The following is a 24,656-nucleotide window of genomic DNA, read 5'->3' as shown; positions in this document are numbered from 1 at the left end:
GACTCGGTGCCGCGGACGCGAGCGGAGCGGCAAACAATGACCGAAAACACGCCGTGGAAACGACTCCGTGGGGTCGCCGCGCTGTCGGTACAGCGCGCCGGAGCGCCACTCCGACAGCGTGTTCCGTTCGGTCTATTACGGCGTGGACACCGACTGCTGCGGCGGGCCGCTCCCCGGCACTGGACCAGTGCCGACCCGTTCAGTGTCGTCGCTGTCGACCCGAGCCGGATTACCCACAGCATTCTGGAGACAGCACCAAAACATCCGCAATGGGGGCGCACAGTGGGCGGGCGGTGGGACGTAGATACGGCACCGTTCGCCGACCGACCGGTGGCCGTGGCGGTCCGGCAACACGTCGATGAAGGCGTTCCGTGGGCGGAAACCGAGCTCCGAACCGCGTTCCGCCGCCAGCTCGACCGGTTCGGAACCGCTTGGGGACACACCTCAATGGACGGTTTCGAGACGCGGTGTCGGACCGTGAGACGGCTCTACGAGTCGATACGCGACGACGGCTACCGGCGGCAGGAGGAGCTTCCCGGAGGGGTGCCGGTACTCGACGAAATCAACGTCGACATCGGCCGGAACGGAGAGCTGCTGTGGCGTGGGTACGGACAACACCGGCTGGCGATAGCAAAGACGCTGCATCTCGACGCGGTGCCGGTGTTCGTTCACCGACGCCACCGTGAGTGGGAGCGGAAGCGTCGGAGAGGAGACGTTGCGGCGACCCATCCCGACGCCGGTCACCGGTCTCGTTGCTCCTGACACTCGCCGAGTCGGCCGGTCGCGGCCGCCCAATCACGGGCGAAACTCACACACAATGCCCCAAGGGCGATGGCTACGACCACATCCGGCACAGAGAGCACGGCAACGGGAGCAAGCGCCACGCCGATGATGAGAAACTGGCTGACCCCGATGGCTGGTCGAAGACGGCTCTCCGGGAGGCTGAAGACGGGACGGCCGGCCCGCTTGCGGAGCGACAGGGACCCGGCGTACGCGTACCAGACGCCCCCGGCAACCAGGTACCACCACGGCAACGCACCGACAGAGACGGCGACGACGCTGCCGACGAGGACGGCAAGCGCGTCCATCGCGGCGTCCAACCGTGCTCCAAGCGTCGTCTCGTGCGTCCGTCTCGCAATCGCGCCGTCGACCGCATCCAACGACACGGCAAGGACAAAGAGACTGGTCACAAGGCCCATCGGCGGTGCCGAAACGACCGCAGCGCCCGCCAAAAGTGCGAGCAACCACCCGCGGAAGAGCGTTACCGCGTTTGCGACTCCGAGTCGCACCCACGGAGCCCGTTCAGAGCGGCGCGTAACCCCGAGGAGATGCCACGCGTATCCGAGAATGCAGAGCCAAACGGCGACAGCGATGGCGGCCCACAGAACCGACACCCGAAGCGCAGCCAGCACGGGAACGCCGGCACCGAACGCGCCGAGGGCAACAAACCGAGGGCGGATGACAGGGGCGTCGGACACCGGAAGCGCGTCCATGCTCGTTTCTGGTGCGGAACCGTCTTCGGGATTTGGGTCGAGACATGCCGTGGAGAACGCTGATGTGCGACGGGAGCGTACTGCCGAAGCGTGACCCGAATCGTCGCCGTCCGGCACGGCGAAACCGACTGGAACCGCAACGGGCGGATGCAGGGCTGGGCTCCGGTCCCGCTCAACGAAACCGGCCACGAGCAGGCGGCCGCCGCCGCGTCGTGGCTCAGCGACACCTACGATATCGACCGTGTCATCGCCTCAGACCTCCATCGGACGGAACAGACAGCAGAGCGAATCCTCGATGCGACAGAGCCGGCCGACGTCCGATTCGACCCGGGCTGGCGGGAGCGAGACCTCGGCGTGTATCAAGGACTCACCTACCAAGACATCGAATCGAGGTTCCCGGAATTCGGCCTCGGCGAAACCGCCTACGAGGCGACGCTGGCGCTGCCCGAAGGCGGTGAGTCGCTGCGCGACATGGCCGACAGGGTAACAGGGCAATTCGAAACCGTCCGCGACCGGTATGCCGGCGAGACGGTACTCGTCGTCACACACGGTGGGCCGCTGCATGTGCTGTTGGGCTACGCCAGAGACCTGTCGCTGCCGGCTGCGCTGAAAAATCACCATCTCGACAACTGCGCAGTAACCGAGTTCCGGGTCGCCGGCAGGGAGGTCGAAGTCGTCCGCGAAAACGACACTCGGTGGCGCTAGAGTTGGTCGACGACGGCTTCCGCAAGCGCCGCAAACTCGGCCGTTCCGGGGACGACATCAACCTCGATGCCGTGCTCGGCGGCGGCCTCGCGTGTCGGGTCGCCGATAGCGCCGACGACCGCCGTATTCAGTCCTTCGAGCGCCGCATCCCGGCAGCCACGGTCGGCGGCGGCTTCGAGGAAGTACTCGACCGTAAGCGGGGACGTGAAACACGCGCCCGCGAGGTCGCCGTCAGCGGCAGCGACCGCTGAATCGCCCGCGCCGTCGGGGCGAACGAGCCGGTACAGCACTGTCTCGTGGACGTAGCCGCCGGCGTCGACGAGGCCGTCGGTGAGAACATCCGAGCCGTGGTCCGAGCGTGCGACCTCGATTCGCGTGCCGGGGGCGTCGGCTTCGAGTTCCGAGACAATCCCCGAAGAGGAAAACTCCTCGGGAAGCCGGTCGACATCGAACCCGGCGGCCTCCAGCGCACCGGCAGTGGCTGTCCCGATGGCGACGAGTTCGCCCCCCGGCTGCCAGCCCGTGTCAGCGACCAGTTCAGCCCCGGTCTTGCTCGTGAGAATCGTATATGCTGCGTCGTCACGCGGCGTTCGTCCGGTCGGCTCGACTTCGAGCATCGGGTCCGAAAGCGGCTCCGCGCCGAGTTCGGAGACAGTAACTGCCGCCTCAACAGCACGCTCGTCGTCAGGACGGAAGAACGCGACGCGACTTGTCATTCGGTGCTACCCCCGATTCGATATCGTTGCATGTGGTTCATCGGTCCTCGTCCTCCGTGCCAGCGTCTTCGTGGCCTGACACCAGAAACTCACGGACACGCGCTCGTGTTGCAGCGACATCGCCGATGACAGTGATTGCCGGCGGCTCGATGTCGGCCTCGTCGCGGACATCAACGATAGTATCGAGCGTTCCGGTTGCGACCCGCTGGTCGGGCCACGTCGCCCGTTCGACGAGCGCGACAGGGGTGTCAGAGTCCATACCAGCAGCGAGCAGCTCGTCGGTGTACAGAGGCAGTTTACCGACGCCCATCAGGACGACGAGGGTGCCGCCGGTGTTGGCAAGCGCCGTCCAGCCGATGGCCGATTCGTCCTTCGTCGGGTCTTCATGCCCGGTGACAAACGACACCGATGACGTGTGGTCACGGTGGGTTACCGGGATGCCGGCGACGCCGGCACCCGCGATAGCGCTTGTGACACCCGGCACGTACTCGAACGGGATGTCGTTGGCAGCCAGATGTTCGGCCTCCTCGCCCCCGCGGCCGAAGACGAAGGGGTCACCGCCCTTGAGTCGAACGACGGTCTGTCCGTCCTCGGCGAGCTCGACCAGCCGGCGGTTGGTGTACTCCTGTGGCGTCCACTCGCCGCCGGCTCGCTTGCCGACATCCTCGCGTTTCTCTTCGGGGATGGATTCGAGAATCTCCGGGCCGGGGAGCTTGTCATGGAGAACGACATCGGCCTCGTCGATGAGCCGACGGGCTTTCACCGTCAGTAGCTCCGGGTCGCCGGGGCCGCTCCCGACGAGATAGACCATGCCGGTCATGCGTCCCTCCGAGCGCGCTGGATGAGGTCCGCTGCGCCCCGGTCGGCGAGTTCGTCGGCGAACTCACGTGCTGCTTCGGGGTGTCGTTCGATGGGCAGGTCGCGAGTCGCCTCGATTTCCTCGGTACCGTCCTGTGAGAGGACCCGGACTGAGGCCTGTACGTACTCACCGCGGACGACGGCGTGAATCCCAACCGGCGCGACACAGCCACCGCCGAGCGTCCCGAGAATCGTTCGTTCAACGGTCGTTTCGACGCGGGTCCGTGGATGGTCAAGTTCGTTCTGGAGTGTCTGTCCGACATCACCGTCGCAGGCCGTCACCGCGAGCGCACCCTGTCCGGCAGCGGGCACGAACGTCTCCGGGAGCCGTTCGGTTTCGACCTGCGCAAGCAGTCCCGTCCGCTGCAGTCCCGCCTCGGCGAGAACGATGCCGTCGAACCGGGTTTCGATTTCCCGACCGAGCGCCTGCCGTTCGATTTCGGCGAGGTCGTCAAACCACTCTTCGGGGGGTCGGTCGTAGCGGTCGGCGTCGTCCCCGTCTTCGTCTTCAGCCTCGCCTTCGTCGTCTTCGGCTTCGAGCCGTCGCTCGTGTTCGGCCTGCAGCGACGGGGCCAGAAGCTTCTGTACGCGCGTGTCGACATTGCCGCGGAGCGGCTGCACATCGAGGTCCGGGCGGGCAGCAAGCAACTGGGCTTTCCGGCGCAGACTCGACGTGCCGACGGTCGCCCCATCCGGCAGCGAATCGAGCGTGTCGCCGTCGGGCGTCACGAGTACATCGCCCGGAGAGGCACGTTCGGGGACCCCGGCCACGACGAGTTCGTCGGGAAACTCGGTCGGCATATCCTTCATCGAGTGGACGGCGGCGTCTACATCGCCGTCGATAACTTTCTCGTCGAGGCTTCGAACGAAGGCACCGGTCTTGCCGAGCCGGTGGATGAGCTCGTCGCGAACGGCGTCGCCCGTGGTCTCGACTTCCACGAGTTCTACCGTCCGACGGCGGCTATCGAGGGCGTCGGCAACCCGCTGGGCCTGTCGCAGCGCGAGGTCGGAGCCCCGAGTCGCCAGCCGAATCGTCTCTGTCATGCGTACGACTCCGGTTTGGCGGTTGAAACGCCCTTCGGCTTCCACGGCCCCGGTGTATATCCTCAATTGCTATATAGAATCCAACAGCAGTAGGGGGCTACGTGCAGGCCACCTCGGATGTGGGTGCCCGTTTCAGCAGTTTTCCCGAAGATGTTCGGCCGTTCTGTCAGTATTACCGGTAGACACGGTTTGATACGTGTTTTCGAATATCATACCAGTATGGGGAAACAGGAGTTCGGACAGGCCGACTTCGGGCAGGGAGGGCTTAACGACGGGCTCGATGTCGACTCGCTCGTCGACGAAATCGGCCTCGATGAAAAAGAAATCGGGTGGCGAAAGGAGTTCGTCGATTTCGACGACGAGGACATCCAACGGCTCGAATCCTACAGTGATGTCTTCGCGGCGAACGCGGGGCGGATAGCCGACGACTTCTACGAGAACATCACTGACCACGAGGAGACCGTCGAGATACTCAGTCGGTCGCCGAAAGGGGTCGAACAGCTAAAGCGGACGCAGTCGGCGTACCTAGTGACGCTTACACAGGGGGAGTACGGACAGGAGTACTTCCGAAACCGCGCTCGCATCGGCAAGATACACGACCGACTGGATATGCCGATGCATTTCTACATCGGACAGTACAGCGTCTACTACGACCTCATTCTTCCGCTGGTAGGAAAGCGGCTCACAGAATCGTTGACAGAGCGGCTAGCCGGCGCGAGCCCCGACGGCGGGACGGCGGTCGCAAGTGGGGCCGGCACGGCAGAGGAAGCGGTTTCGGACATCGTCGAATCGGAAGTCGAAGACGCCATCGACGATATTCTCGCCGTTTTCCGGCTCGTCAACCTCGATATGCAGGTCGTGACAGACACGTATATCCACTCGTACAACAAGGACCTTGAATCGGAGCTAGAGCGTCAACAACAGGTCGCAGACGAGGTCGAAGACGCGGTCAGCGAAGCCCACGAGATGGCCGCCGAGGTCGCCAGGTCCTCGGAGGAAATCAGCGTTGACCGAGTCACAGTTTGAGGCCGTCTCGGAGGTATCTTCGGAGGTAGGAGACGTCTCGGCGACCGTCGAAGAGATCGCCGCAACAGCCGACGAAGTGGCGGCCACAAGCAAAGAGGCAGAATCGCTGGCACAAACCGGACGGGAAGCCGCCGAGGAAGCAATCGACGTAATGCGGCGCGTGGAGGACTCCTCCGATGACGTGAGAGCGGACATCCGCTCGTTGGAGGAGCGCGTCGAGGAGATCGATTCAGTCGTCGCTGTTATCGACGATATCGCCGACCAGACGAACATCCTCGCGCTGAACGCCTCCATCGAAGCCGCCCGCGCAGGCGAGGCCGGCGATGGCTTCGGTGTCGTCGCCGACGAAGTAAAGCGGCTCGCTGAGGAAGCACAGGCAAACGCCGAAGAAATAGAGGCGACAGTTGAGGATATCAAACAGGACACAGCAGAAACCGTCGAGAGCCTCCAACGGATGGCCGACGATGTCGCCAGCGGCGCCGAACAGGTTGAGTCGACGGTGGAAACACTCCGGGAGATAGCCGCAGCCATCACCGAGACCTCGGAGGGGATTCAGGAGGTGTCGGACGCGACCGACGACCAAGCGTCGTCAACCGAAGAAATCGCTAACATGGTCGAGGACATCGTCGAGCAAGCGACGGAGGCCGCCGACGCGGCCGAATCGATCGCCGCCGCCAACGAACAACAGGTAGCTCGGATACGGGACATCGACGAGACGGTCCAGCGGCTGACCGCCAGCGGAGACGACGGCTAGCCCTCAGCGCGCTCGCGGATGAGATTCTCCAGTTCGTCGGAGTCGTGGATGCGTTCGAACTCCTCGCGTTCGATAAGCGCCGTTCCGTCGACGGAGTCGCGTTTGGTGCTGTCGACGACGTAGACCGAGCGGGTTCGGGTGACGTGGCCGACCGAGGACATAATCCGAGCCCGTTTTTCGGCAGTGCGGTTGAACTCGGAGTGGCCGGTCAGTACCTTCCGTTCCCGCTTTTCGTCTTCGCTGACAGCCTTAAATGGGGCCTGCATCGTTGGGTGAACCTCGAATCCGACGCGAGTCAGTACAGTGACAATTTCCGCGTCGTCCGGGTCTGCCTCCGGGGCCTCCGGCTCGTCAACGTCGTCTCTGACCTCCTCGGCTCCGCTGAGAACTTCGACAGGACTGGCGAGTTTCCGGTCGAATATTTCCTCGAGCTCGGCAGCCACCTCGACGCTGGCGCTCATCCCGTCTTCGTACTTCGAGACAGTGCGACGGGAGACACCGAGTTCGTTGGCGAGCTTTCCGAGCGACATGTCCTCCTGAGAGCGAATGTCGGACAGCAGATCGCCGTCGATATTGACGTAGAGGCCACCGGGGGCGGCGTAAATTAGCGGCGGCACCTCCTCGATGAACAGGTCCATCGCCGTGTCCGGCGAAAAGACCGGAACGCCGTGGCGGAAGTAGACGACGCCAGGTTTGAGCTCCTCATCGCGTGTCCGGAGCCCGATGACAAGCGGCGTCGCATCGAGGTACTCCCCGAGTCGCCGCATCTCAGTTCCGGTGTACCCATCGAAAGCATCGATGTTAGCGAGAACCTTCAGCAGGAGCACATCATCGCCGCGCCGTGCCGCGATGTCGAAGCTTTTCGGCCGTATTGCACACCGGTCGCTCACCGTGAAGCCAGCGTCCTCGAGCATCGCGGTGATGTTGCCGACCAGTGCGGACCGTGACATAGTGGTATGTAACTGTTTTCCCAGTTATATGTGTTTCCCCGACGCCGTACCGGCGTTCGGTTCGAACCGAAACGCCGTTGCTCGCTGGGGACAAAGCCAACCGTAGTGACGGTCATCGGTATCGACGACACGGACTCCCGGGAACGCGGAATGTGTACAACGTACGTGGCGGATACGATTGCCAGAGCGCTCGCCGACGCCGGCCACGAGGTCCGACGGGTGCTGCTCGTTCGGTGCAATCCCGCCGTCGAACACAAGACTCGCGGAAACGCCGCGCTGGCGGTCCACTCTGACGCACCAGTCGAAGCCGCTTCGGAGACGGCACGGGATATCGTCGAGAGCGCGGCCGAAACAGCCGACGACAGGACGAACCCGGGGGTGGTCGTCGCCGAGGGGCCGCCGGAGGCAGTCCCAGCGTCCGTCCAGTCGTTCAGCCGCACGGCCATCCGTGGCCACCACGAACGGCACGACGCCCACGCTGTCATCGATAGCGTCGGCTATCAGGCGCACGGCTGGAAGAACGGCCGCGGCGTTATCGGAGCGCTGGCGGCTGTCGGGGCATGGAAAACCCTCGACGACTGGACGTACGAGCACATCGTCTACCGCGAGCCAAGCCGCTGGGGGAGCGACCGGGACGTGTCCGTCGAGTCAGTCTTCGACGCCGCCGATAGCTACTACCCTGAAGTGTGGGATACAGTCGACCGCGGGACCGGCGAAGCGGTCTGTGTGCCGAAGACGCCGGGACCGGTGCTCTACGGTATCCGTGGTGACGACCCCGAGGCCTGTCGTGCGGTCGCCGCGAACATCGACAGCGAGCCGGCCGATAGCGAACGGACGTTCGTCACAAATCAGGGAACGGACGGTCATCTCCAAGATGGCGCGGTCGGCGCGGCTCGGGACGGATACGCCTACCGGCTGTCCGGGACCGTCGCAGAGGCTCCGGAGACGAGGCGCGGCGGGCACGTGTTCTTCGAACTGGTCGGCGACGGCGACGGAACCGCGACGCTCCAGTGTGCGGCCTTCGAGCCGACAAAGCGGTTCCGCGACCGGGTCCGGAAGCTCCGGGTCGGCGACCGGATTACCGCCTGTGGGGAGTGCACCGACGGAACACTGAAACTAGAAAAGTTCGCTGTTAGGGGGCTTGTCCGGACCGAGCGCGTGACGCCGGTCTGTCCGGATTGTGAGCGAACGATGGAGTCCGCGGGAGCAGGACAGGGCTACCGGTGCCGGGACTGTGGAACCGCAGCCGAAGGGAAAGCAGAACAGCCGCTCTCGCGGGACCTCGAAATCGGGTGGTACGAGGTCCCCCCACGGGCACGCCGACACATCGCCAAGCCGCTCGTTAGGGGCGGCTTTGACGCGCCAGTACATCCCGAATCGTAGGTGAGGGGGCACACAGGCAGGGCAGGGTTCCGGCGGCAGTTCCCCGCGCTACCGTCTCGGCCGACCGCCGGTGAGGGCTCAACGCACACCGGGGCTGGTTCCGTTCCGGTATATAAAACTCAGTACTCGTCGAGGTTGGTGCCCAGCGAGCAGACGTACTCGCCGGTTGCGACCTGCGGCAGCCGACGGTGTCGCCAGAAGATACCCTCGGAGTCGGCTGTCACGCGCTCTTTGACAGTCCCGAACGGGTCAGTAATCTTGAACAGCGTGTCGCCGCGACGGACCGAGTCACCGAGGTCGAACTCGAAGTCGACGAGCCCACCGGCCGGCGACCCGTACTGCTCGAAGCCGGTCGCGCGCGTCTGGGGTTCGGGGTCGACGTTGCCATCGAGGAACCCGTAGTAGTAGAGAACGTTGAAGACACCCTTGACACCCTTTCGGATGGAGGTTTCATCCCAGCCGACCGCACCGCCGAGTTCGGGGTCGATGGTGGGGACGCCCTCGTCGGGCGCTGCCCGGGCGAGTTGTCCGTCAGGTCCCTTCTGGTCGAGAATGTGGCCGCAGCCGAACACTTTCGCCAACTCCAGACAGTCCCGGTGGAGGCGATGTCGCGTTCCACAACGAACGCGGGTCTCGTTTATCATGCAGGAAGTAGAGCCTTGGTGAAGGTCCAAAACGAGGTCGGCCTGTTTCGCGGCGTCGAACGTCGCGGCGGCAATGCGCTCGGAAGCCGTGCCGGTTTTACTGCCGGGATAGGCACGGTTGAGCTTGGTGTCGTCAATCGGATTGCGGTGCTCGGCGACCTGGAAGGCGTAGTAGTTGGTAATGCCGACAATGAGCAGCTCGCCGGCGATTTTTGTTGGGTCAAGCTGGGGGACCAGCCGGCGGATGACACCGAGCCCGTTGAGCTCGTCACCGTCGGAGACGGCTTGCATATAGAGGGTCTTGCCGTCGGCTTGGCCGTTGATGACCGCGACGGGGAGCCCGACCTCCGAGCCGTCGCGTGCTTCGCCGACGGGGAGCCGACCGGTGTCAATCTCGCCGGGGGCTGCACTCGCCGTACCGAGGGTCGTCATTACCACAATTGGTCGGCCGGGGAGTATTAGGCCTACTGATAGCCGGCGGAGCGCGCCGGGATGACAAACGTGGACGTAAGCCACGGCTTACGGGACCGTTGGAAACGGTAACCCTTTTCTCCCGTGCATAGAAACCGGTAGCACATGTCCGACGAGCTCAAGAAAGGGCTGGAGGGAGTTTTAGTCGCCGAGTCGTCGTTGAGTTACATCGACGGCGACGAGGGGAAACTCGTCTACCGTGGTTACACGATCGACGACCTCGCACGGAACGCGAGCTTCGAGGAAGTCGTCTACCTGCTGTGGCACGGTGAGCTGCCGACCGCCGATGAACTCGGGTCGTTCAAATCGTCGATGGCCGAGGAACGCCACCTCGACGACGGCGTCCAGCAGCTCGTTCGCGAGCTCGCAGAGGCCGACGAAGAACCGATGGCGGCGCTACGAAGCATCGTGTCGTCACTCTCGGCCTACGACCCCGACGCCGACGCCGAGCCGACAGACGAGGCGGCGAATCTCCGAAAGGGCCGCCGCATCACCGCGAAGATTCCGACCGCGCTGGCGGCGTTCAGCCGTATCCGAGAGGGTGACGACCCCGTCGAGCCCCGGGAGGACCTCGACCACGCCGCGAACTTCCTGTACATGCTCAACGGCGAAGAGCCCGACGAGGTGCTTGCAGACACATTCGACATGGCGCTCGTGCTGCACGCCGACCACGGCCTGAACGCCTCGACGTTCTCCGCGATGGTCACCTCCTCGACGCTTGCGGACCTACACGCGGCGATTACGTCCGCCGTCGGTGCGCTCTCGGGGAGCCTCCACGGCGGCGCGAATCAGGATGTCATGGAAGCGCTGCTGGAGCTCGACGAGTCGGGGAAGGAGCCGGTCGAGTGGGTCGAGGACCGACTCGATGCCGGCGAACGCGTCCCCGGCTTCGGCCACCGCGTCTACAACGTCAAGGACCCCCGTGCGAAGATTCTCTCCGAGGAGTCCGAGGCGCTCGGCGAGGCAGCCGGCACACCGCAGTGGCACAACTACTCGACCGAAATCGAGGAGTACCTCACCGAAGAAAAGGGCCTCGCGCCGAACGTCGACTTCTATTCGGCGTCGACGTACTACCAGATGGGCATCCCGGTCGACATCTATACGCCCATCTTCGCGATGAGCCGCGTCGGCGGCTGGATCGCTCACGTCCTCGAACAGTACGACGACAACCGGCTCATCCGCCCGCGTGGCCGCTATGTCGGCCCCGACGACCGAACGGTCACGCCCATCGACGAGCGGTAACAGTTCTGCCGTAGCCCGGTGCCGGCAACCCACCGGTGACGCTTTCCGTCGTCGGCCTGTAGTCGCGGCCAATGACCGAGGACGACGGCCTGCTTTCGGCCGACGACGGCGAACAGCCGGGCGACGAGTGGGAGGAACTCGACGTCTCGGACACGGAAGCCGACCGTATCGCACGGGCGCAGGACCGGGAGTTCCTCGAATTCCGCAAGCGCATCAAGAACACAGAGCAGTTCAAAGTCGAGGCGTCGGTCTTCGACGACGCCACACTCGGTGCCCTCTACAAGCTCGTTCAGGACAGCTATGTCGATGCCTTCGGCGGTCCGATTTCGACCGGCAAGGAGGCAAACATCTACACGGCGCTGGCTCCCGACGGCGAGGTTGCGGTCAAGGTCTACCGCATCAATGCCTCCGATTTCAAGCAGATGCGAGCATACCTCGAAGGCGACCCTCGCTTCGAGGGGATCGGCTCCGACAAAAAGAAGGTCGTCGTCGCGTGGACAAAAAAAGAGTATGCGAACCTCGAGCGCGCCCGCAAGGCCGGCGTTCGGGTACCAGAGCCCATCGCCGTCGAGCGGAACGTCCTCGTTATGGAGTATCTCGGCGACGACGACCGACGGGCAAAGCGGCTCAACGAGGTCCACATCGAAAACCCCGAGACGACATACGAGGTCGTCAGAGAGTACATGCGACGGCTCTACGACGCCGGACTCGTCCACGGCGACCTCTCGGAGTTCAACATCGTCGTCCACGAGGGAGAGCTGTGTCTACTCGATTTAGGACAGGCGGTGACAGTCCATCATCCGAACAGCCGCGAGTTTCTCGAACGCGACTGTGAGAACGTCGCCGGGTTCTTCGCCCGGCAGGGCGTCGACGTGGATGCCGACGACCTGTTGGCACACGTTACTGAGCCGGAGCCGGACCCCTCCGGGAACGCTGAATAGTACCGATTACGCGCCGGCCTCGTCGAGCGCGTCTTCGAGGTCGTCTCGCTGGGTGACGCCGACGAACCGCTCGACGATGCCGTCGTCGTTCTCGACGATGAGCGTCGGCAGCGAACGGACCTGATACTCGTTGGCAACGTCTTGGGCCGCGTCTACGTCTACCTTCTCGAAGTCGACGTCCGGGTAGTCGGCTTCGAGGTCTTCGAGAATCGGGTCCTGTGTTTTACACGGGCCACACCAGTCCGCATAGAAGTCTTTGAGCGTGACGGACATAGCAGTCGCTTTCCCAGCCGAGCGCATAAGGGTTTTCCAAGCGGCACGCGCGGGCGGCGGCTGCCGAAACGCTTACGACCCAGGACGCGAACACACGGGTATGAGCAGTGGTCAAAACTCCGGCGGACTGATGTCCAGTGCCGGACTTGTCCGGTACTTCGACGAAGAGAGCCGCAACGCGCCCACGATGGACCCCCGAACGGTCGTCGCCTTCGGCGTCCTGCTGGGCGTGTTCGTGCTGATGCTGAACGCGCTGGCCTGATTCGGGCACCGCGCAGTCGCGGCTGCAGCGTAGCCAGTGGCTCGGCGCTGACGGCGAGTTCCGCCGAACCCTTTTATTTGATAACGACCAACGTAGAGTCGTGTCACGGTCGGACGGCAGCCGGCAGTTTTTCCCCTACGACCAGCCGTACGACCACCAGTCGGACGCGATGGAGCGGATACGCGAAGCGCTCGTCGAAGAGCGCGACGTGCTTTTCGAGGGCGCTTGCGGGACCGGCAAGACACTCGCGGCGCTCGTCCCGGCGCTAGAGTATGCCCGTGCGGCCGGCAAGACCGTCGTCATCACGACGAACGTCCACCAGCAGACGCGACAGTTCATCGAGGAGGCGCGGGCGATAAACGAGCAGACGCCGATACGGAGTGTTGTCTTCCGGGGAAAAGCCTCGATGTGCCACATCGATGTCGGCTACGAGGAGTGTCAGGCGCTTCGCGACACCACGCGCGAACTCGTCGAGACCGAACAGGACATCGCCGAACTCGAAGCACGGGAAAGCGAACTGCGCGATGCGAGCAAAGCGGGAGACGGGGACGCAGCCGAAGCTAGGGGGACCGTCCTCGACGAACTCGATGAGTTGGAGGCAAGCGCCGAGGCGCTCCGCGAGGAGCGAAACGTCTGTGACCGCTATTATAAGAATCTCACCGGCGAAACCGACGAGTTCTACCAGTGGCTCTACGAGGACGTTCGCACGCCAGAGGAGATATACGAGTACGCCGACAGACAGGGTCTTTGCGGCTACGAGCTCCTGAAGGACGGCATCGAGGGTATCGACCTCGTCATCTGTAACTACCACCACCTGCTCGATCCGATGATACGCGAGCAGTTCTTCCGGTGGCTCGGCCGGGACCCCGAAGACGTCATCGCCGTCTTTGACGAGGCACACAACGTCGCCGACGCCGCCAGAGACCACGCCCGGCGGACGCTCGCCGAGCGGACACTCGATGGTGCGCTCGACGAGCTTGAGGACGTAAGCGACGCCCGTGCCGACGCCGCAGCCAACGTCGTCGGCGCGTTCAAGGACGCGCTCGTCGAGACGTACGAGTCGTCGTTCGGCTACGGCGACCGGGAGGCTGTCGGCGAAGAGTGGGAGGACGTACCGGTCGACAGCGAATCGGGGCGTGACGACCTTTCCGTGGCGTTTCTGGAAGCCTACACCGGACAAGGGTTCGAAACGGACCTCGAATCGGCGCTGTCGCTCGGCGAGGAGCTCGACCGGCGCTACGAACAGGAGTACAAGGACGGCGAGACAACGACGAGAAAGGAGTGTCCAACGCTCACCGCGGCAGCGTTCATCGAGACGTGGATGGACGCAAGCGTCGAGCCGGGGGAGTACCCAGTCGTCGGGGTGCGCCGCTCAGAGACAGGTATCGTCGGACGGGCTGAGCTGTACACCTGTCTGCCGCGCCGGGTCACGGAACCGCTGTTCGAAGAACTACACGGAACCGTGCTGATGAGTGCGACGCTCCGCCCCTTCGATGTTACCGAGGACGTTCTCGGCCTTGAGGAGCCGCTGACGATGGCTTACGGCGAGCAGTTCCCCGACGAGCGGCGGCGAACCTATGCTGTCGAGACGCCGGCGCTGTTCGCCAGCAAGCGTGACGACCCGCAGGTACAGGAAACGGTCGGAAACGTCATCGCGGAGACCGTCGCTTTCACACCGGGGAACACGCTCGCTTTCTTCCCGAGTTACGCGGAGGCCGAGCGGTATTACCATCGGTATGCCGGCGAAGCGACGCCGTATCTCGACGAACCGGGCGTCGAGGCCGAGTCGCTACGCCAGTCGTTTATCGAGGACGACCAAGCAGTGCTTTTTACCTCGCTGTGGGGGACGCTGGCAGAGGGCGTCAGTTTCGACGGCGACGACGCCCGGAGCGTCCTCGTGGTCGGCGTCCCGTATCCGCATCTCGACGAGCGGATGGAAGCCGTTCAGGGTGCTTACGACGGGGCGTTCGGCGACGGAACCGACGACGCTGGCTGGCGGTACGCCGTCGAGATTCCGACGGTTCGAAAAACACGGCAGGCACTCGGTCGCGTCGTCCGGTCGCCGACGGATTTCGGTGTCCGGGTGTTAGTCGACGAGCGGTACACACAATCGAAACGCGCCGACCTCGGCGAGTACAGCGTCTATCCGGAGTTTCCGCCGGAAGAACGGAACGAACACATCGATATCGGCCCCGAGAAACTGAAGTTCGCGATGTTGAACTTTTACTCGGATATGGACGCCTGGGATGGCGACCCACCAACACCCTGATATGGAACTCGAACCACGCGCCGACAAGCGACGAACACGGGACGGACAGGGACCCCGCTGGCGAGTCATTCGCGAGGAGGTACTCGAACGGGACGACTACACCTGCCAGCGGTGTGGCTACGAACAGGAAGCCGAAAGCGGGGAGCCATCCAAGCGGCTCGAAGCACACTTCGCCGACGCGCACGGAAGCCCCTCGCTGGAACAACTCGACCGGCTCGTGACGGTTTGTGGACCGTGTCACGCGACGCTTCACGGCGATGACCCGGCCTACGGCAACCGGCGTGATGCGGCACCGATGTTCCCGCGGCCGGACGCGCCGCCGGAGGTGGCGACGATGCGGTCGGATAGACAGCACGTCTGCCAGCGGTGCCAACACGTCGCCGAGTCGGCAACAGAGCTGGCCGCATACACCGAGAGCGGACAGGCACACGTCCTCTGCAAGCCGTGTGCCGGTGCATTGCTTGCGGCCGGCTACGACCCCGAGTCGTTCGAGGTCGCCGGTGCGTTAGACACCGAGTCGTTGCGGGAGCGGGCATCGGAGGCCCCCGTTCGGCCGGTGCTGCTCGCATCGGGGCCGGTACGGGAGTCGCGGCCACCGGAGACACCGACAGAGCGGTTTCTGTATGCGACGCCGCTGCGATACGTCGCAAACCCCATCGGATTGACCGTCCTCTTTATCCTGCTCGGCGTAGTGTTTTCCTTCGCAGTCTTCTAGACGGGATAGTCGGCGTCAGGGTCGACGACCCGGTCGACGGTTTCGGGGGGCGTCCAGTCGGTCGCGAGTTCGAGAAACTGCACGAGCATCCGGCCGGTCGCGCCCCAGACGGTGTAGCCGTCAACGCGGAAGTAATGAATGCGGACGCTGCCGTAGTTCGCGTGCTCGCGACGCTCGGATTCGTAGTTCTCTGAGGCAGTCAACTCCGACAGCGAGAGGACAGCGATCTCGGCGACTTCCTCCTCGTCGGGGACGTACTCCCGGTCCGGAATCGCCGCGATGAACGGTCTGACCGCGTAGTTTGAAACAGTGGGAATATCGTCGAGGCGGCCGCGAACGTCGGCTTCGGACGGCTTGAGACCGATTTCTTCGTGGGCTTCGCGCGTTGCGGTCGCCTCCAACGAACTATCGACCGGCTCGCGGCCACCGCCGGGAAAGCTCATCTGTCCCGGATGCTCGCCGAGGTGTTCAGCGCGCTTGGTGAAAAGCAGGTGGTAGCCGTCGGGCCGGTCGATAACGGGGACGAGCACCGCCGCCTCTCGGTCGCCATCGACCGCGGCCGTCGGTTCGTGGGCGGCTACCCGCTCCCAGTCCATACCGGTCATAGTGGCCGGGTACTCTTAGTTTGTCCCATCCAGCGTCGCATCGAGCCGGGACCGGACGCCGCTGAGGTCGAGGGCAGCCCACGTTTCGAGGTCGTAGCTGATGTCGACAAGGCGCTCGGCGCGGTCCGTTGCGCCAAGGGTGGCGGCACAGGCGGCTTCGGTTCGGAGTCGGTCGGCGGCCGCCTCAGCGACAGCCGCCCGGTCGACAGACCGCGGCTGCTGGTCGAGAATGTGTGGGAGGTCCTCTGCCCCCTCCGGTAGCGTCGGGAACGCCGCCGGGCCGGGGGCAAAGAGTCGATGGCCGTCGTCGACGAAGCCAACGAGTGCGAACGCCGCAACGGCGTCTTCTACTATCTCTTCCGGGGGGTCTTCGCCGCGTCGGTAGGCGAGTTCCGAAAGCGCCTCCGAGAGCTCCGGGCGCGAAAGCGCCCCAAAGAGGTCGACAACGCCGGCCAGTTCGTCGGCAGAGAGCATCTGGCAGTCGTTGGAACGCGAACGGCCCTGAACGTTCCGGCTGGCAGACCCACAAGCGTTTAATCGACGCCGGGGCAACAGGTCGGTATGCCGGACTGCCCACTCGCGGACGATTGCCCCAGTTTCTCCGAGCGCATCGAAGGAATGGGCTGTCAACACTACGGCGACCGCGGCGGTGCCGAATGGTGTTCCCACTACAGCCAGCCGATAAACGACCTCAAGCAACAGCCCGTCCAGGTCGGCGAGGAAGTCGTCGTCGATGTCGGCGATATCCACGAGTCCGGGGCCGGCGTCGGCCGCACCGAGGACGGGTTCATCGTAATGGTCGACGGTGTTTTGCCGGAGGCCCGGGCAAAGGTCCGGATTACGGAGGTCCGGTCGAACCACGCCCGCGCCGACGAGGTCGAGCGGCTTCCGCTGGAGGAAGACGAGGACGGGTCGAGTGAGCCGGACACAACGGACGACAGTGACCCGGGAGCCGAAGAGGCCGACGACCGAAGCGACCGCGAGCGGGCGCTCGACCGCGAAGAGCTGGGCAGCCGAGAGAACTTTTGGGGCAACTGAGCCGCGATATGACGCTTCCGGACCCTGACGAGCTGCTTGACCGGGTCGGATTCGAAGAGGCGACAAACGTCCTGACGCGTCGGCAGGCAGAGGTGCTTGCGCTCCGTGAGCGGGATATTCCGCAAGCGGACATCGCCGGGTTGCTGGGGACGTCGCGGGCGAACGTCTCCAGTGTCGAGGCGAGCGCACGGGAAAACATCGCCAAGGCCGAAGAGACCGTCGCGTTCGTCGAGGCGCTTTCGGCACCGGTACAGCTGACCATCGAATCCGGTACCGACCTCTACGACGTGCCGAACCGTGTCTACTCGGCCTGCGACGAGGCCGATGTGAAGGTAAGCCGGACCGCGCCGGAACTGATGAAGCTCATCAGCGACGCGGCTGGCGACGCCATCAGAGGCCGGGAGGTCCGACACGAGCTGACAGTCACCGTCGCCGGTGATGGCTCCGTCTCGGTCAGAACGTAGCTGCCTGCCGCCACCGACCGTTTTTATACGACCGGCGGCCGACAGCCCCGACATGGACCTCGACATTGACGGCAACGCAGCACTGGTAACGGCAGGGACGGCTGGGCTCGGACTCGCAAGCGCCGAGGCGCTGGCCCGAAACGGCGCGAACGTGGCGGTCTGTGGCCGAGATGAAGACCGGCTTTCGCGTGCGGAGGCGAAGCTGGAAGCCATCGACGGGGGCGATGTCCTCGCGGTACAGGCCGATATCACCGACCGGGAGGCGCTGCAGGGCTTTGTCGGCAAAACCATCGAGACGTTCGACGGCCTCGACCACGTCGTCACAAGCGCCGGCGGCCCGCCGTCGGGGTCGTTTCTCGACACCGACGACGAGGACTGGTACGACGCCTACGACCTACTTGTGATGAGCGTCGTCCGAACGGTCCGGTCGGCACTGCCGACACTTGCCGAGGACGGCGGCGGGACCGTCGTCAACATCACCTCGCGGTCGGTACAGGAGGTCATGGACGACCTCGTGCTGTCGAACTCCGTCCGACGGTCGGTCATCGGGCTGATGAAGAGTCTCTCGCATGAGTTGGGGCCGGAGGTCCGCGTCAACGCCGTCCTCCCGGGTGCACACGAGACAAGCCGTATCGAAGAGTTGGTCGAGGACGCCGTCGAGCGCGGCGACTACGACGACTACGAGGCCGGGCTCGACGACTGGTCGGAGGGCGTACCGCTGGAGCGGGTCGGCGACCCCCGCGAGCTCGGCGAGACGGTTGCGTGGCTCTCCAGCGAGCGGGCCTCCTACGTCAGCGGCGCGACACTGCCCGTCGACGGCGGCTCAACACGAAGCGTGTGAGCCTCCGGCCGTTCGCCACTCACCGTCGGAAATCCACGGACGGTTTAACTAACTGGCCGCACAACATCCGGCACTCAGATGGCCGATTCGCTGTGCGATTTCCTGAAGGCGGACGACCGGTCGGAGCGGAAGCTCGCGGTCGTCGGCGATGTCGAAGGGCCAGTCCAGTCGCTTTTCGAAGAATCCTTCGGAGGGCTTGACGTGAGTATCGAATCGTCGGGCCAGTCTGGCGGCGAAGAGGCCACTGTCGCACTCGTCGAAAACGGTGAGGTCGTCGCCACCTCACCGATGGGCGCGATACGGAACGCAATTCTGCTTGTCAACTCCGATTTATACACCAGCGGGCTCAGCGGCATCGACAAACACGAAGCCCCCGAGGTGCTGACCGAGTTAGACGAGCAGGTCGTCACGCTCCGCGGATTCCCGGCCTCGGTCAAGGAAAAACTGCTGCTTATTGTCATCTCCCGGCACATCGAACGGCGGGCGCTGGAGGCCGGGGACGGGCGGCTTGATGTCGCCTTCCAGCGGCTCTCGCGTCTCTGCGATGAGTACGGGACGAAGAAGGTCTACGAGCGGCTAGCGACGACGGCCGTTGATGTCCATGCGTACGGGGTTCCGGATGGACGGCCGACCGACATTCCCGAACTGACCGTACATGGCAACGACAGCGAGCGGTACCGCCGGTCCTGGTTCGTCGTTTTCACACCGCCGCCGGAGGGAGACACTGAGCCGGCGGCGCTTGTCGCTGTCGAGACTGGCGAGAACGTCTGGCGGTCGATGTGGACCTACGACGCCGAGCAGGTCGCCGCGATACAACAGCACATTCAGGAAGCGTTCTGAGAGAGCGGTTAGCTACAAACGAGACGAACGTCGTAGTCGGCCGTGCCGTCGACAAGCGAGTCAAGGACGCGGCCAGCGTTGTCGCTGCCGAGGTAGACAGCGTCAGCATCAGCCTCACGTGCGACCGCGGCAATCACCGTCGCGATACGTTGCTTGCCCGCGTACGGCCCGAGTTGTTCCGTACGAAAATCGGCTGCCGGCGCAGCCGCGACAACAGCGGTTTCGAGGTCGGCGGCAACCTGCTCGGGGTCGTAGGTACCGTTCGCAAGGAACCCGTAGGCATCAGCGAGGCGGTCGTCACCGGGAAGCACCGAGACCACGAGTAGCCGGTCGTCCGAGTCCACGGCGTCGGCAGCACGTTCGAGCGCCGCCTCGGAGTCGGCGCTCCCGTCGAATGCGACGACGAAGGTCATACCGAATGTATCCGCCGGTCAATCAAAACAGTTCCCCGTCGGCGTCAACGACTCATCACGACGAGCGCCTGCGTGACACCAAGAACGACCACAACGAAGACGCCGAGAGCGAACAGACTACGGAGCCGTTCGGAGGGAAAGAGCGATTCCGCAAGCGAGAATGCGGCGAACAGAACGCCGATACAGAGCAAGAAAGCAACCGAAACCGCAAGCGTAAAGCCGAGCACACGGACGGTCCAGGGGGCCTTGTCGATGAGCCCAGCGGACCGACGGCGGAGGGACATACGTAGATAGGACCCCGCGGCGCGTAAAATATCTTGACGGTTCGACGCCGGATGCCGCTAGGGCCGGAGGCGTCCTACCATGTCTCGACGCGCCCGTCACGGATGTCTTCGAGACAGCCCTGACAGTCGGGGTGGTCGGCGTCAAAACAGGCCGGACGCCCCTCAGCATCCAGCCGAACGGCGCGTTTTTCAGCGTGTCGGCGGCAAACGAGGCGTGCGCGACCCGACTCGTCGGTCGGTAGCTCGGCGAGCGATGTCGCCTTGGCGTCAGTGTAGGCGCGTTGTGCCTCCGCGAACTGCTTGCCGGCGTCGTTGAGCTTCGTCCGAAGGAGCCGTTCGAGTCGACGACGGTTACTCACACGGGGCAATAGGAACGCCAGCATCAAAGAGCCGTCGGCGGTGCTCCCGTTTCAGCCACAGTCACGCAGCCTCCGACGGACGCCGAACGATGAAGATATCGTACGCGTCCTCGGCGGCGACTTTCGAGCCGACGCTCGCTATCGAGGTGACAACCCGGCCGGCGTTGTCACTGCCGATAAAGACGACCTCGGCCCCGACCCGCTGTATTTCCGTTCGAATTCGGGAGGCGATGGTCCCGGTTGCCGCATATCGGCCGACAGTCACATACCGGAACGAGACGCCGTCCCGGCTTGCGACGGTTCGCTCGCGCAGCGTCGAGACGACGGCGTTGAGCGTAAACGCTTCGTCGTCCTGTAGCCAGCCGCGTTCGCGTGCGTACGACTCATTGTTCGGAATCACTGTTACGACGACGATCTCCTCGTCGACCGACGACCGGAACTGCTCTGCTCGGTCGATAGCCGCCTCGGCCAGCGCGGAGCCGTCGTACGGAACTACGAGGGTCATACCGGATGAAAGACGGCACGGCACCAAGAGCGTATCCTTCCGGAAATCGGTCGTTTGCGGGCTAACAGTTTCACTTTCGCCGCGCCACCGACGATTTTTATACCATCCGGCACCAATCGGCGTACGTCTCCCACTGAAACCACGCGGAGACGGAATCACCATGTCAGACCTGCGAGAGCACGCTACTGAGATACACGAACAGTTCTCCGACGCCATCGACGAGAGCGTCGACGAGACCGAATCGCGGCTGGAGACGCTCGTTTCCGAGTACCAAGTACCTGTTGAGGAGGCGCGACGGAGTGTCGTCTCGACGTACATCGACGAAAGCGACATCGACCGCGACGAACTCTCCGGCGGCAGCAGCCAGTCGGCCGAGGTCACCGATATCGACGCCCCGGAAGAGTGGCTCGATTTGACTGTCAAGGTCGTCGACCTCTGGGAGCCGGGAGCCGACTCCATCGCACAGGTCGGCCTACTCGGCGACGAGACGGGGACAGTCAAGTTCACCAAATGGCAGAAAAGCGACCTGCCGGCGCTGGAGGAAGACGAGGTCTACCGGCTCGAAAACGTCGTCACCGACGAGTACCAGGGCCGGTTTTCGGTGAAGCTCAACTCGACGACGAACATCGAACGGCTCGATACGGATATCGAGGTCGGCGACGACACGACCGAGACAGAGGGCGCACTCGTCGATATCCAGTCGGGGTCCGGGCTCATCAAGCGCTGTCCGAAGCCCGACTGCACCCGAGTCCTACAGAACGGCCGCTGCTCGGAACACGGCGAGGTCGAAGGCGAGTTCGACCTCCGCATCAAGGGCGTCCTCGACGATGGAACCGAAGTCACCGAAGTCATCTTCGACAAGGAGGCGACCGAGGAGTTGACCGGCATCACCCTCGAAGAGGCCCAACAGATGGCGATGGACGCCCTCGACACCGAAGTGGTCGTCGAGGAGATGCGGGAGGTCGTTCTCGGACAGTACTACCGCGTCACCGGCCCGACGCTTGGTCGGTACGTGCTAGCAAACGATACTGAACGGCTCGACGGACCGGTCGATGCCGAAAGCGTGCTCATCAAAGCGAGGTCGATATAAATGAGTGACTCCGAACCCAGCCGCGAAGTCGCCCGCCGGGCGTTCGCGGCCGAATTCAATGATGCGACGTACGTGTTCAAAGAATCCGACGACGAGCGGGCCCCCGTCTACTCACTGCTGCCGACCGGCGAGCGGGCAAACCGCGTGTTCATCGTCGGGACGCTGACCGAAACCGAGGATATCGGCGAAGACTCCGAATACTGGCGCGGCCGCATCGTCGACCCGACAGGGACGTTCTTCACCTACGCCGGGCAGTATCAGCCTGAAGCGACATCGGTGCTCAGAGAGGCAGAAACACCCGCCTACGTCGCTGTCGTCGGCAAGCCGAGGACCTACGAGACGGACAGCGGTGAGGTGAACGTCTCGCTGCGTCCAGAATCGATTACGGTCGTCGACGGGGCGACACGCGACCGGTGGGTCGCCGAAACGGCCGAGCGAACCGTCGAGCGCATCGAAGCGTTCGACTCGGCCCACGAGTACGCCGCGATGGCCGAAACGCAGTACGACCCCGACCTGTCGGTCTACCGGGACCAAGCTATCGCCGCCCTCGAAGACCTCGAAACGGACGCCGAGCAGCCGGCTGAAGCGTAGGGCCGCAACCAGTTGGTATCAGGAGTCGAACGCGTCGGCGAACTCGGCCGGCAGCGTCGCCAGCTCGATTCCCCATGCTATCGGCAGCCATACGAGCGCCAAGAGCGTAATCAGAACGATGCCGATGACGTTGAGACCGACCCCAACACGCGCCATCTGCGGGAGCGTGATGTAGCCGCTCCCGAAGACGATGGCGTTCGGCGGTGTCGCGACAGGAAGCATAAACGCAAACGAGGCCGCCGTCGCGCCGGCTATCATCAGTCCGAACGGGTGGACGCTGATGCCGATGGCCACTGCGCCGAGAATCGGCATCAGCATCGCCGTCGTTGCCGTGTTCGAAGTGACTTCAGTGAGAAAGATGGTCATCACGACGACGGCCAGCAGGATTGCGGCCATCTGGACGCCTTCGAGCAGTTGGAGCTGTTCGCCGATCCAGACCGCGAGGCCAGTCTCGCTGAATCCGGCCGCGATTGCAAGCCCACCGCCGAAAAGCAGAATGACGCCCCACGGAATCTCGACGGCGCTCGACCAATCGAGCAGGAACGTCTGGTCGCCGTTCTCGCCGGTCGTCGGGAAGGTAAACAACACCAGCGCGCCGCCGATAGCGACAATCGTGTCGGCGTCGTCGGGCGGCGTGATGTCGAGAACCGGCTCGATAAGGCTCGCGCCGATCCACGCCGCGGCCATTCCGACGAAGACAACGGCGACGAGTTTTTCCTGCTGGCTCATGCTGCCGAGTTCGGCGAGTTCACGGTCGATGGTTTCCGTTCCCGCCGGCAACGAGTCGAACTGCGGTGTCATTGCGATGCGGGTCACGTAGATGTAGACCGTAACGAGACCAAGCGCGGCTATCGGAACGCCGTAGAGCATCCACTCGGCGAAGGAGACCGACTGCCCGAACAGCGCTTCGGCTTGCCCGGCAAAGAGGATGTTCGGCGGCGTGCCGATGAGGGTCGCGACGCCGCCGACCGACGCCCCGTAGGCGATACACAACATCAGCGCGATGCCGAAGGAGAACTCACCGACGCCGGTGTCGATGTCGACATCGGAGTCGTCTATCAGGTCGGCTGTCTGATAGATGACCGCGAGCGCGATGGGGACCATCATCATCACCGTCGCGCTGTTGGAGACCCACATCGACAGTATTGCGGTCGCAAGCATGAACCCGAGGATGAGCCGTGAAGGCTCCGTGCCGACAAGCTTGATCGTCCGGAGCGCGATACGGCGGTGAAGCCCCCACCGCTGCATCGCCATCGCGAGGAAGAACCCACCCATAAACAGGAACACGAGCGGGTGGCCGTAGGAGGTCGCCGTCGGTTCGACAGGGAGGGCGCCAGCAAGCGGAAAGAGCACGATGGGAAGCAGCGAGGCAGCGGGAATCGGAATCGCCTCAGACATCCACCAGACGGCGACCCACGCGGTCACGGCGGCGACGGCTTGTCCCTCGGCCGGGAGCCCGTCAGGCGTCGGGGAGAAGAGGAGCGCAGCGAACAGAAGTGGCCCGAGAACGAGCCCGATTTTCTGTCGGAGGCTGTAGGAGCCGCCGACGTCGAACGGCGAGGAGTCATCGCCGCCGCGGCTACCGGCGTCGGTGGCGGAGCCGCCGTCGCTGTCCGCAGTCGACTGTCCGCCATCGGGGAACACCTCGCGTGCGAGCTGTTGTTCCGATTCGGAAAGGCTGTCGATATTCGACGCGATAGCCGGTGCATCGAGTGTGAGATAGGCTTTCGTTTCCGCGTGGAGCTGCCACAGATACGCCCACAGTCGCCCGGATGGACGCGACGGCTCCGCTGTTGTGTCTGTCATCAACGATGAGGTCCGTCTGAAAGGTATAAGCCGTGGTGAATCTCTTGGCGTGTGAATCACGTGGACGCGGCACA

At 64.1% G+C, this 24,656-nt stretch carries 30 protein-coding genes; 16 read left to right on the top strand and 14 right to left on the bottom strand.

The annotated features are described in order from the left end of the window. Positions 1–36 precede the first annotated feature (36 nt). Positions 37–762, top strand: a complete 726-nt coding sequence (locus tag NP_RS03335) for a ParB N-terminal domain-containing protein (protein ID WP_011322394.1) — start codon at positions 37–39, stop codon at positions 760–762. Here the strand turns inward: NP_RS03335 and NP_RS03330 are convergent. After that, positions 741–1,493 carry a CDP-alcohol phosphatidyltransferase family protein gene (locus NP_RS03330; RefSeq protein WP_011322393.1) on the bottom strand — a complete coding sequence of 251 codons (753 nt, stop codon included), beginning with the start codon at positions 1,491–1,493 and terminating at the stop codon, positions 741–743. The genes NP_RS03335 and NP_RS03330 overlap by 22 nt on opposite strands. 90 nt (positions 1,494–1,583) lie before the next feature. On the opposite strand from NP_RS03330, the gene NP_RS03325 reads away from it, so the two are divergent. Continuing rightward, complete coding sequence (locus tag NP_RS03325) at positions 1,584–2,198, top strand: histidine phosphatase family protein (protein WP_011322392.1); 615 nt, start codon at positions 1,584–1,586, stop codon at positions 2,196–2,198. On the opposite strand, the gene NP_RS03320 is transcribed toward NP_RS03325, so the two are convergent. Genes NP_RS03320 through hemC form a run of 3 tightly spaced genes read right to left on the bottom strand, consistent with a single transcriptional unit; the run spans position 2,195 to position 4,816 of the window. Continuing rightward, positions 2,195–2,914 carry a uroporphyrinogen-III synthase gene (locus NP_RS03320; protein WP_011322391.1) on the bottom strand — a complete coding sequence of 240 codons (720 nt, stop codon included), beginning with the start codon at positions 2,912–2,914 and terminating at the stop codon, positions 2,195–2,197. The two genes, NP_RS03325 and NP_RS03320, sit on opposite strands and share 4 nt — an antisense overlap. 37 nt (positions 2,915–2,951) lie before the next feature. Continuing rightward, complete coding sequence (gene cobA / locus NP_RS03315; RefSeq protein WP_011322390.1) at positions 2,952–3,734, bottom strand: uroporphyrinogen-III C-methyltransferase; 783 nt, start codon at positions 3,732–3,734, stop codon at positions 2,952–2,954. Then, complete coding sequence (hemC, locus tag NP_RS03310; RefSeq protein ID WP_011322389.1) at positions 3,731–4,816, bottom strand: hydroxymethylbilane synthase; 1,086 nt, start codon at positions 4,814–4,816, stop codon at positions 3,731–3,733. Before hemC ends, cobA begins: the two co-directional genes overlap by 4 nt. 219 nt (positions 4,817–5,035) lie before the next feature. Between hemC and NP_RS14945 the strand changes: the two genes are divergently transcribed. Both NP_RS14945 and NP_RS14940 read left to right on the top strand, forming a co-directional pair. Next, positions 5,036–5,842, top strand: a complete 807-nt coding sequence (locus NP_RS14945) for a protoglobin domain-containing protein (RefSeq protein WP_011322388.1) — start codon at positions 5,036–5,038, stop codon at positions 5,840–5,842. After that, positions 5,823–6,596 carry a methyl-accepting chemotaxis protein gene (locus NP_RS14940; RefSeq protein ID WP_011322387.1) on the top strand — a complete coding sequence of 258 codons (774 nt, stop codon included), beginning with the start codon at positions 5,823–5,825 and terminating at the stop codon, positions 6,594–6,596. Before NP_RS14945 ends, NP_RS14940 begins: the two co-directional genes overlap by 20 nt. Here NP_RS14940 and NP_RS03300 read toward each other — a convergent pair. Continuing rightward, positions 6,593–7,546 carry a transcriptional regulator gene (locus NP_RS03300; RefSeq protein WP_011322386.1) on the bottom strand — a complete coding sequence of 318 codons (954 nt, stop codon included), beginning with the start codon at positions 7,544–7,546 and terminating at the stop codon, positions 6,593–6,595. The genes NP_RS14940 and NP_RS03300 overlap by 4 nt on opposite strands. A gap of 105 nt (positions 7,547–7,651) precedes the next feature. On the opposite strand from NP_RS03300, the gene NP_RS03295 reads away from it, so the two are divergent. Further along, entirely contained in the window at positions 7,652–8,929 is a 1,278-nt protein-coding gene (locus tag NP_RS03295) for a tRNA(Ile)(2)-agmatinylcytidine synthase (protein ID WP_011322385.1), read from the top strand. A gap of 119 nt (positions 8,930–9,048) precedes the next feature. Here the strand turns inward: NP_RS03295 and NP_RS03290 are convergent, their stop codons facing one another. Beyond that, positions 9,049–10,005 (bottom strand): succinylglutamate desuccinylase/aspartoacylase family protein, encoded by a 957-nt coding sequence (locus NP_RS03290; RefSeq protein WP_011322384.1) that lies wholly within the window; start codon positions 10,003–10,005, stop codon positions 9,049–9,051. Between the two features lie 144 nt (positions 10,006–10,149). Between NP_RS03290 and citZ the strand changes: the two genes are divergently transcribed. Next, the gene (gene citZ, locus NP_RS03285; protein ID WP_011322383.1) at positions 10,150–11,286 is read left to right on the top strand and encodes a citrate synthase; all 1,137 of its coding nucleotides are present in this window, start codon (positions 10,150–10,152) and stop codon (positions 11,284–11,286) included. Between the two features lie 71 nt (positions 11,287–11,357). Further along, the gene (gene rio1, locus NP_RS03280) at positions 11,358–12,227 is read left to right on the top strand and encodes a serine/threonine-protein kinase Rio1 (protein ID WP_011322382.1); all 870 of its coding nucleotides are present in this window, start codon (positions 11,358–11,360) and stop codon (positions 12,225–12,227) included. Positions 12,228–12,233: 6 nt separating this feature from the next. On the opposite strand, the gene NP_RS03275 is transcribed toward rio1, so the two are convergent. After that, positions 12,234–12,500, bottom strand: coding sequence for a thioredoxin family protein (locus NP_RS03275; RefSeq protein WP_011322381.1), 267 nt, complete (start codon positions 12,498–12,500; stop codon positions 12,234–12,236). 100 nt (positions 12,501–12,600) lie between these two features. On the opposite strand from NP_RS03275, the gene NP_RS03270 reads away from it, so the two are divergent. The 3 genes from NP_RS03270 (at position 12,601) to NP_RS03260 (ending at position 15,746) form a co-directional block, all read left to right on the top strand. Beyond that, positions 12,601–12,762: a preprotein translocase subunit Sec61beta gene (locus NP_RS03270; protein ID WP_011322380.1), complete on the top strand. Its 162-nt coding sequence runs from the start codon at positions 12,601–12,603 to the stop codon at positions 12,760–12,762. Between the two features lie 100 nt (positions 12,763–12,862). Next, the gene (locus tag NP_RS03265; RefSeq protein ID WP_011322379.1) at positions 12,863–15,031 is read left to right on the top strand and encodes an ATP-dependent DNA helicase; all 2,169 of its coding nucleotides are present in this window, start codon (positions 12,863–12,865) and stop codon (positions 15,029–15,031) included. Then, on the top strand, positions 15,009–15,746 hold the full coding sequence (locus NP_RS03260; RefSeq protein ID WP_049939453.1) for an HNH endonuclease: 738 nt from the start codon (positions 15,009–15,011) through the stop codon (positions 15,744–15,746). Before NP_RS03265 ends, NP_RS03260 begins: the two co-directional genes overlap by 23 nt. Here the strand turns inward: NP_RS03260 and NP_RS03255 are convergent. Further along, positions 15,743–16,342, bottom strand: a complete 600-nt coding sequence (locus NP_RS03255) for an NUDIX hydrolase (RefSeq protein ID WP_049939452.1) — start codon at positions 16,340–16,342, stop codon at positions 15,743–15,745. The genes NP_RS03260 and NP_RS03255 overlap by 4 nt on opposite strands. Before the next feature lie 24 nt (positions 16,343–16,366). Beyond that, positions 16,367–16,825 (bottom strand): DUF7109 family protein, encoded by a 459-nt coding sequence (locus tag NP_RS03250; RefSeq protein ID WP_011322376.1) that lies wholly within the window; start codon positions 16,823–16,825, stop codon positions 16,367–16,369. Positions 16,826–16,912: 87 nt separating this feature from the next. Between NP_RS03250 and NP_RS03245 the strand changes: the two genes are divergently transcribed. The 4 genes from NP_RS03245 to NP_RS03230 all read left to right on the top strand — a co-directional run bounded on the left by NP_RS03245 (position 16,913) and on the right by NP_RS03230 (position 19,534). Further along, positions 16,913–17,389 carry a TRAM domain-containing protein gene (locus NP_RS03245; protein WP_011322375.1) on the top strand — a complete coding sequence of 159 codons (477 nt, stop codon included), beginning with the start codon at positions 16,913–16,915 and terminating at the stop codon, positions 17,387–17,389. An 8-nt stretch (positions 17,390–17,397) separates the two neighbouring features. Continuing rightward, positions 17,398–17,853 (top strand): Tfx family DNA-binding protein, encoded by a 456-nt coding sequence (locus tag NP_RS03240; protein WP_011322374.1) that lies wholly within the window; start codon positions 17,398–17,400, stop codon positions 17,851–17,853. 52 nt (positions 17,854–17,905) lie between these two features. Continuing rightward, positions 17,906–18,694 carry an SDR family oxidoreductase gene (locus tag NP_RS03235; RefSeq protein ID WP_011322373.1) on the top strand — a complete coding sequence of 263 codons (789 nt, stop codon included), beginning with the start codon at positions 17,906–17,908 and terminating at the stop codon, positions 18,692–18,694. A gap of 78 nt (positions 18,695–18,772) precedes the next feature. After that, positions 18,773–19,534, top strand: a complete 762-nt coding sequence (locus NP_RS03230; RefSeq protein WP_011322372.1) for a DICT sensory domain-containing protein — start codon at positions 18,773–18,775, stop codon at positions 19,532–19,534. Positions 19,535–19,542: 8 nt separating this feature from the next. Here NP_RS03230 and NP_RS03225 read toward each other — a convergent pair whose 3' ends face one another. The 4 genes from NP_RS03225 to NP_RS03210 form a co-directional block, all read right to left on the bottom strand. Further along, positions 19,543–19,947: a universal stress protein gene (locus NP_RS03225; protein WP_011322371.1), complete on the bottom strand. Its 405-nt coding sequence runs from the start codon at positions 19,945–19,947 to the stop codon at positions 19,543–19,545. 44 nt (positions 19,948–19,991) lie between these two features. Beyond that, positions 19,992–20,231, bottom strand: coding sequence for a hypothetical protein (locus NP_RS03220; RefSeq protein ID WP_011322370.1), 240 nt, complete (start codon positions 20,229–20,231; stop codon positions 19,992–19,994). Between the two features lie 74 nt (positions 20,232–20,305). Further along, positions 20,306–20,614: a DUF7091 family protein gene (locus NP_RS03215; RefSeq protein WP_011322369.1), complete on the bottom strand. Its 309-nt coding sequence runs from the start codon at positions 20,612–20,614 to the stop codon at positions 20,306–20,308. A 37-nt stretch (positions 20,615–20,651) separates the two neighbouring features. Then, positions 20,652–21,095 carry a universal stress protein gene (locus NP_RS03210; protein WP_011322368.1) on the bottom strand — a complete coding sequence of 148 codons (444 nt, stop codon included), beginning with the start codon at positions 21,093–21,095 and terminating at the stop codon, positions 20,652–20,654. 160 nt (positions 21,096–21,255) lie between these two features. On the opposite strand from NP_RS03210, the gene NP_RS03205 reads away from it, so the two are divergent. Beyond that, complete coding sequence (locus NP_RS03205; RefSeq protein ID WP_011322367.1) at positions 21,256–22,185, top strand: replication protein A; 930 nt, start codon at positions 21,256–21,258, stop codon at positions 22,183–22,185. Next, positions 22,186–22,776, top strand: coding sequence for an RPA family protein (locus NP_RS03200; protein WP_011322366.1), 591 nt, complete (start codon positions 22,186–22,188; stop codon positions 22,774–22,776). A gap of 18 nt (positions 22,777–22,794) precedes the next feature. Here NP_RS03200 and NP_RS03195 read toward each other — a convergent pair whose 3' ends face one another. Beyond that, positions 22,795–24,582, bottom strand: coding sequence for an SLC13 family permease (locus NP_RS03195; protein WP_011322365.1), 1,788 nt, complete (start codon positions 24,580–24,582; stop codon positions 22,795–22,797). Between the last annotated feature and the right edge of the window lie 74 nt (positions 24,583–24,656).

It is taken from the genome of Natronomonas pharaonis DSM 2160 (genome assembly GCF_000026045.1).
GTDB lineage: Archaea > Halobacteriota > Halobacteria > Halobacteriales > Haloarculaceae > Natronomonas > Natronomonas pharaonis.
The sequence above is the reverse complement of the archived record's forward strand: the minus strand, read 5'-3'. Positions and strand labels throughout refer to the sequence as shown.